The sequence below is a fragment of the Pseudomonas thivervalensis genome (assembly GCF_001269655.1).
GTDB classification, from domain to species: Bacteria; Pseudomonadota; Gammaproteobacteria; order Pseudomonadales; family Pseudomonadaceae; genus Aquipseudomonas; species Aquipseudomonas thivervalensis.
The window spans coordinates 437,960-444,792 of sequence record NZ_LHVE01000014.1 but is presented as its reverse complement, the minus strand read 5'-3'; the positions used below and the strand labels follow the sequence as shown (position 1 = coordinate 444,792).

The window sequence follows — 6,833 nt, the reverse complement described above, 5'->3', positions numbered from 1 at the left end:
AGCGCGTCACATAGCGGTTTATATCAACTCGGGCTTCGTGTTCCGAGTTGTATCCCTCTTCAGGCACCCACTCGGACTTCAAACTGCCAAAAAAACGCTCCATCGGGGCGTTATCCCAGCATTGGCCTTTTCGACTCATGCTCTGCTTAAGCTCGTGCGCCACCAGTTCGTCCCGGAATTTATGGCTGGTGTACTGACATCCCTGGTCAGAATGGAACAGTACGCCTTTAGGTCGCCCTCTCAATTCGACGGCCATTCGCAGTGATTCGCGCGCCAGTGTCGCGTCGGCGACCAGTGAAAACGACCAGCCCACTACTCGTCGCGCAAATAGATCCAGAACGACTGAGAAGTAGAGCCAGCGCTTGCCCAGCTGGATATAGGTGATATCTGCGCACCAAACCTTATTGATATCAGCTACGTAAAACTCACGGTCCAGCTCATTCTCAGCCACCAGCGACTCAACGCCCGATGACTTGTACTTGTGAGGTCTGCGCTGACGGCTAGCGATCCCAGCTTCCTTCATCAACCCGCGGGCCATATAGCGGCCCACCTGATGGCCGTCGCCCCGCAGGTCTTCGGAGAGGGTTCGTGCACCTGCCGAGCCTTTTGATGCCTTGTGGTATTTAATTAGAACAACCTTGAGCGCTTCGCGCTCCGGGTTGGTTTTACCTTGGCGCTGACGCCAGGCGTAATAGCTGCTGCGGTTGACTTCAAACACGCGGCAGCAGTCTGTAATGCCGTACTGCTCGCCTAGCTCACTGATCAGAGGGAATGATCTTTGGAGTCTAAAAGCAGGAGAGCACTGGCCTTTTTTAGGATTTCGATATCCCGGTCTTTCTGCCTGAGCAGGGCTTTAAGTTCCTGGATTTGCTTCTGATCGGCGGTGATTGCCTTGGTACCGACAAGCGTCGATCCGGCGCGCTCTTTTCGCACCTGCTCGACCCAGCGGCGCAGGGCTGTTGGGCCGATATCCAAGCTGGCACAGATCTCGGGAATCGGCTGATCCTCATCGAGCACCATGCTTGCAGCTTTGAGTTTGAACTCACTGGAATAGGATTTTCGCATCATCATGCACACCTCAGATTTGGGCGCCATCATAGCGCCCTATTGATGTGTCCAAATTCATTAGGCCAGATCAAGCTCGCTCCCACATTGGATCTCATTGAACAGAGATCCAGTATGGGAGCGAGCTTGCTCGCGATGAGGCCAGGACAGGCAACACAAGACCTCAGCCCTTCAACTCCTTCAAATGCTTGTACACCGTCGCCCGCCCCATGTTCAGCACATTGGCGACATAGTTGGACGCGCTCTTGCCCTTGAACGCGCCTTCGGCATGCAGCGCCAGCACCAGCTCGCGTTTGTGGTCGCGGGTCAACAGGTTCAGGCTCAGTTGACGCTCGCGCATCCAGGCGTGCAGGAAGGTGTTGATCCGCTCCTGCCAGTCATCGCGAAACAATGAATCCGGCTGGGGGATCAGCTTGCCCGGCGACAGGAACAGGTCCAACGCGGCCTTGGCATTCTCGAACAGCGAAATATTCAGGTTGATGCACAGCACCGCCAACGGACGACCCTGGGCATCGCGCAGGACGCTGCTGAGGCTGCGAATCTTCTGTCCGTCCCAGTTCAGTTTTTCGTACGGCCCGATGTTACGTTCGCTGACGTCCTCACTGAGCATGTCTTCCAGGGACGAGTCATCGCCGATTTCGCGCTTGGACAGGTTATTGGCGATGTAGTCGATTTTCTGGGTGCGCAGGTCGTGCAGCACCACTTCGGCGTGGGGGTAGAACAGCGTGGCGATGGCGTCGGCGATGGTGCGGAAGTTTTCCAGCGCCGGATCGGGTGGCGAAGCGGTCATGACAGGGCTCCAGGCAGCGTCAGCGCCCCGTGGAACAGGGGCGCGGGGGAGTGTGCCGCAATCGTGGCGATGCGTCACCTGAGTTGGCTCACGCCAGGCGCTTGGGCGATAACATGGCGCTGCTCAGGCCGAAACGGGACAGGGCCTCGGGCAGCGGTTCGCCACGCACCAGCGCCGCGCTGGCCTGGCCCATGGCCGGTGACGTCTGGATGCCGTAGCCGCCCTGTGCGGCGACCCAGAACAGACCGGGCACCTGTGGATCGAAACCGGACAGCAGATCCCCGTCGCGGACGAAACTGCGCAATCCGGCCCAGGTGCGGGTCGGGCGGCGGATGGTCAGGGTGGTGGCCTCTTCGATCTGGTAGATGCCCATGGCGATGTCCAGCTCTTCCGGCTGCACGTCGTGGGGCTCCACCGGGTCGGCGTTGGCTGGCGAGCCGAGGAACATGCCAGCGTCGGGCTTCATATAGAAGGATTCGTCCAGGCTCACCAGCATCGGCCAATCGTGAATATCCACGCCCTCGGGGCCGGCAAAAATGAACGCTGCACGCCGCTTGGGTTGCAGCCCCAGCTTCCGGGCACCGGCCATTTCGGCCACTTGATCGGCCCAGGCGCCGGCGGCGTTGATCAACACGGGGGCGGTGAAGGTCTGGTCGGCAGTCTTCACGTGCCAAAGTCCTTGGTCGTCGCGGCTCAGGCCCAGCACTTCGCTGTCGGTGTGCACACTGCCGCCGCTGCGACGGATGCCGCGCAAGTACCCCTGGTGCAGCGCATCGGTGTCGATGTCGCAGGCCGTGGGGTCGTAGATCGCCCCGTGAACCTTGTCTCGCCGCAGGATCGGCAGCCGCACGCAGGCTTCATCGGCGCTGAGCAATTGCATCTGCGGTACCGTCGCCTTGGCGCTCAGGTACTGGTTGTTAAGCTCGTCCGGGTCGCCGGTGAAGTCCACGGTCATTTCACCCCGTGGGCTCAGCAATGGGTGTTCGCAGAAGCCGGCCGGTGGCGCGTCGAAAAAAAACCGGCTGGCCTGGGTCAGCGCCCGCACCTGCGGGGTGCCGTAGGCGGCGGTGAACAGCGCCGCCGAGCGTCCAGTGGAATGGTAGGCCGGATGGGATTCGCGTTCGAGCACAATGACCCGGCCCTGGGGCGCCAGCCAGTAACCGGTGGAGGCACCGGCAATGCCGCCGCCGATGATGATGAAGTCTGCTGAGGTCATGAAGCTCTCCTGCCGAACACTGTGCCGGGAGTTTGCGAGAAACTGTGGGAGCGAGCCTGCTCGCGATAGCGGTGTGTCAGCCGCCTATTTTTATCTGATACGCCGCCATCGCGAGCAGGCTCGCTCCCACAAGGGAATAGGGGGGTCAGTTATGAAGTCGGTAGAGCGCATTCGCCAGCGCAACATCCTCCAGCCCCAGGCCAATGGAACGGAAGAACACATGGCGTTCATAGTTCGGCCGAGCCACGTGTTCGCTGAGCAATTCAGGCAAGTCGCCGATAATGCTCGACGCCTGCCAGCCGTGCTGTTCGCCAGCGATCAGCATTTCACCGGCCGAGCCCGGGGTGGTCTGACGATAGTCGCAGAACACATCCATGTCATTGAGGCGCTGGGGCGGTACTTCGTGGGCGCGTGGGGCGTTGGTGCTGATGGAGGTGATCAGCGCAGGTTTGCCCAAGGTCTGCGGATCGAGCACGGCGTTGGCGGACGAGGTGCAGAGCATCACCACATCGGCGTCGTGCAGCGCGGCTTCGAGGGTATCAGCGATTTGCAGGCGCGGGTCCAGGCTGGTGAGCGAGGCGAGTTCCTGCGCCGACTTGGTTTTCAGGCTTGGCGAGTAGAGGCGGATGCTTTGCCAGTCCCGCAGCTCCTTGACGTAGTGCACGTGGGCCTGGGCCACCGCGCCGCTGCCGATGACGGCCAGGCGCCTGGCGCCGTGCGGGGCGAGGGCATCGACGGCGACGGCGGTGGTGGCGGCGGTACGGGCGGTGGTCAGCTCGGCGGCATCGCACAGCAGCAGCGGCTGGCCGGTCTGCATCGACATCAGCAAGGTCCAGGCGGTGACCAACGGGCCTTGCTCGCGCACGATATAGGGCGAGGTCTTGACCCCGTAGACCTGGTCTTCAGCCAGCACGCCCAGGTAGTTGATGAAATCCCCGGCGCCCTGGGGAAACACCACCAGTTGCTGGGGCGGCTGTACTGCTTGCCCGGCGGCGAGATCACGAAACAGCCGGCGCAGGATCTGTGGCACGTCGATTTGCCCGAGCAGTTCGCGGGCCTGGGCTTGGGTCATCACATAAGGTGTGCTGGACATGGAGGCTCCGGGAGCTTTGTAAACTAATTTGTCTATTATGGACTTTTAGTTTAATCGAGCAATATCCCGGGCAAAAAAAAGCGCAGCCTGGCCTGGCTGCGCTTTTTTGTTCTGTGGGGACGGTTAAGGCCGCTTGCGCTCAACCGGTCGCAACAGATGCGTCGGTGGCATTTCACAACTGATCTTGCGGCCCAGCAACGCCTCGATCGACGGCAACTGGTAGGAGTCATCTTCACCAGCGAAGCTGATTGAAACCCCCGCAGCCCCGGCACGACCGGTGCGGCCGATACGGTGCACGTAGTCGTCCGGTACTTCCGGCAGGGTGAAGTTGATCACATGGCTGATGCCGTCGATGTGGATACCACGACCGGCCACGTCGGTGGCAACCAGGACGCGGATCTTGCCTTCGCGGAAACCTTCGAGGGTCTTGATGCGCTTGTGCTGAGGCACGTCGCCCGAGAGTTGGGCCGCGTTGACGCCATCGCGCACCAGGCGTTCTTCGATGCGTCGCACTTCGTCCTTGCGGTTGGCGAACACCATCACCCGTTCCCAGCCGTTGTCGTTGACCAGGTTATAGAGCAGCTTGTATTTGTCGGCGCCGGCGACTGCGTAGATGTGTTGCTCGACGTTTTCGCTGGCGACGTTCTCGGCTTCGATCTCGACGATGGCCGGATCGGTGGTCCACTGCTTGGCCAGGTTCATCACGTCTTCGGTGAAGGTGGCGGAGAACAGCAGGGTCTGGCGTTCGCTTTTCGGTGGGGTCTGGCGAATGATCTGGCGTACCTGGGGAATGAAACCCATGTCGAGCATGCGGTCGGCTTCGTCCAGCACCATCACTTCGACCATGTCCAGGTGCACGTCACCGCGCTGGTTGAAGTCCAGCAGGCGGCCCGGCGTGGCGACCAGGATGTCGCAGTGGCGTGCTTCGAGGTGCTTGAGCTGCTTGTCGAAGTCCATGCCGCCCACGAACGTCATGACGTTCAGGCCGGTGTACTTGGTCAGGTCGGCGGCGTCCTTGGCGATCTGCACCACCAGCTCGCGGGTCGGCGCGATGATCAGCGCCCGCGGTTCGCCCATGTAGCGTTCCTTGGGCGGCGGGGTCTGGAGCAATTGGGTGATGATGGAAATCAGGAAGGCGGCGGTCTTGCCGGTGCCGGTCTGGGCGCGACCGATGGCGTCTTTGCCGGCGAGGGTATAGCCCAGCACCTGCGCCTGGATCGGCGTGCAGTACGGGAAACCCAGGTCCTGGATGGCATGCATCAATTCAGGGGCGAGCTTGAAATCGTGGAAGCGGGTCTTGCCTTCCTGGGGTTCTACGACGAAGTCCTCGAGTTTCCAGGCAACGACCGGTGGTTTGGGAGCGCGCTCGCGGCGCGGCCGAGGGGCTTCGTTGCGGGGTTTCTCCGGCTCGGGAGCCGTGACAGGCTGGGCGACGGGTTCTTTTGTTGCTTGTGCAACAGGTGCCGCCCGGCGCGGTTGTTGCGCATCGGTATGGCTCGGGCCGTGGGTCGGCGCTGTGGGGCCAGGCGCGAGTTGCTCGGCCTCGCTTTTACCGAACATCTTCTTGAGTGCTTTGAGCACGGTCATCTCATCGATTGGTTAAGGAATGTACGCCGGCCAGTGTAATGCAAGAAACGGGCGCGGCGTAGTGGGATCGTCAAAGGACCGGCGTGGCGATTGGCCGCTTAGCGCAACCGCTCGGCCAGCCAGGTGCCGATGTCGCGAATCTCCTCGGGTAACACTTCGTGGCCCATTGGGTATTCCTGCCATGTCACGGTGACACCATGCTGCTTTAAATACTCTTTAGCAGTCCGCCCCATGGGGTTGAGTACCACTTCGTCGTATTGACCATGCAGCGCCAGGACCGGAATGCGCTGCTGGCTGGCCGATAATTGCAGTTCTTCGCTGAAGGTCGGTGCATAAGTAGACAGTGCGACCACGCCGCCCAGCGGGCCCTGCCATTTCACGAAAACGGTGTGATAGACCACCGCGCCACCTTGGGAAAAACCGGCGAGGAAAATCCGCGAGGCGTCTATTCCGCTGGCTCGCTGGGTTTCGATCAGGTCAATGACCCGTTGCGCCGAGGCTTCGAGTTGCTGTTCGTCGATGGCCCGGGCCGGGCTCAAGGCACGAATGTCGTACCAACTGGGCATGGCATAGCCGCCGTTGATCGTTACTGGTTGGGTCGGGGCCTGGGGTAGAACGAAACGTGTGGTGAGCAGGCTTTGCTGCAACATTTCGGCGACCGGCATGAAATCATAACGATCGGCACCCAGGCCGTGGAGCCAGATAATGCACGCGTCAACAGTGCCGCTGGGCTCGAGAATCAAGGGGTCGGTCATGGTTGTGCTCCAAATCTGTGCGGGTGCGCTCAATCAGTGCGTGATTACAGTGCGTCCCCGGTGCCTCAGTTAATTAGATGTCGCAAAGCTGAAAGTTTTTGTCTTGACGAGTTTTACATGGCCTAAGCGCAGCGGTCTGGTACGGGCTTTGCTATGGGGTAGCTGAGTGATGATTTCTTACGCTGCGCGGTAACACTATCAGTTAGACGCGCCGCATGGGATATCAGAAATCCGGTGATGAATGTTCGCCAATAGCCGCTACGGGCTTCGCGAACGTGAAGGGCTACAGCCCGTTCGGCCGATTGGTGAGAGATGGGCATGACCACT

At 60.7% G+C, this 6,833-nt stretch carries 7 protein-coding genes; all 7 read right to left on the bottom strand.

The annotated features are described in order from the left end of the window. On the bottom strand, positions 1 to 736 hold a 736-nt coding region (locus AD659_RS29470), incomplete at its 3' end, for an IS3 family transposase (protein WP_244510958.1). Positions 737 to 762: 26 nt separating this feature from the next. After that, on the bottom strand, positions 763 to 1,071 hold the full coding sequence (locus AD659_RS30270) for a transposase (protein WP_231987638.1): 309 nt from the start codon (positions 1,069 to 1,071) through the stop codon (positions 763 to 765). Positions 1,072 to 1,228: 157 nt separating this feature from the next. Next, entirely contained in the window at positions 1,229 to 1,855 is a 627-nt protein-coding gene (locus AD659_RS21470; RefSeq protein WP_053124876.1) for a helix-turn-helix transcriptional regulator, read from the bottom strand. 88 nt (positions 1,856 to 1,943) lie between these two features. Beyond that, complete coding sequence (locus AD659_RS21465) at positions 1,944 to 3,071, bottom strand: NAD(P)/FAD-dependent oxidoreductase (protein ID WP_053124874.1); 1,128 nt, start codon at positions 3,069 to 3,071, stop codon at positions 1,944 to 1,946. Positions 3,072 to 3,216: 145 nt separating this feature from the next. Next, complete coding sequence (locus AD659_RS21460; protein WP_053124873.1) at positions 3,217 to 4,164, bottom strand: ornithine cyclodeaminase family protein; 948 nt, start codon at positions 4,162 to 4,164, stop codon at positions 3,217 to 3,219. Between the two features lie 123 nt (positions 4,165 to 4,287). Then, positions 4,288 to 5,751 (bottom strand): ATP-dependent RNA helicase RhlB, encoded by a 1,464-nt coding sequence (gene rhlB / locus AD659_RS21455; protein WP_053124870.1) that lies wholly within the window; start codon positions 5,749 to 5,751, stop codon positions 4,288 to 4,290. Between the two features lie 98 nt (positions 5,752 to 5,849). Then, the gene (locus AD659_RS21450; protein ID WP_053124869.1) at positions 5,850 to 6,506 is read right to left on the bottom strand and encodes an alpha/beta hydrolase; all 657 of its coding nucleotides are present in this window, start codon (positions 6,504 to 6,506) and stop codon (positions 5,850 to 5,852) included. Positions 6,507 to 6,833 lie beyond the last annotated feature (327 nt).

Excerpts from the sequence above, each read along its gene's own strand:
- AD659_RS21460 (WP_053124873.1), bottom strand. The coding sequence starts at position 4,164 with ATGTCCAGCACACCTTATGTGATGACCCAAGCCCAGGCCCGCGAACTG.
- rhlB (WP_053124870.1), bottom strand. The coding sequence starts at position 5,751 with ATGACCGTGCTCAAAGCACTCAAGAAGATGTTCGGTAAAAGCGAGGCC.
- AD659_RS30270 (WP_231987638.1), bottom strand. The coding sequence starts at position 1,071 with ATGATGATGCGAAAATCCTATTCCAGTGAGTTCAAACTCAAAGCTGCA.
- AD659_RS21470 (WP_053124876.1), bottom strand. The coding sequence starts at position 1,855 with ATGACCGCTTCGCCACCCGATCCGGCGCTGGAAAACTTCCGCACCATC.
- AD659_RS21465 (WP_053124874.1), bottom strand. The coding sequence starts at position 3,071 with ATGACCTCAGCAGACTTCATCATCATCGGCGGCGGCATTGCCGGTGCC.
- AD659_RS21450 (WP_053124869.1), bottom strand. The coding sequence starts at position 6,506 with ATGACCGACCCCTTGATTCTCGAGCCCAGCGGCACTGTTGACGCGTGC.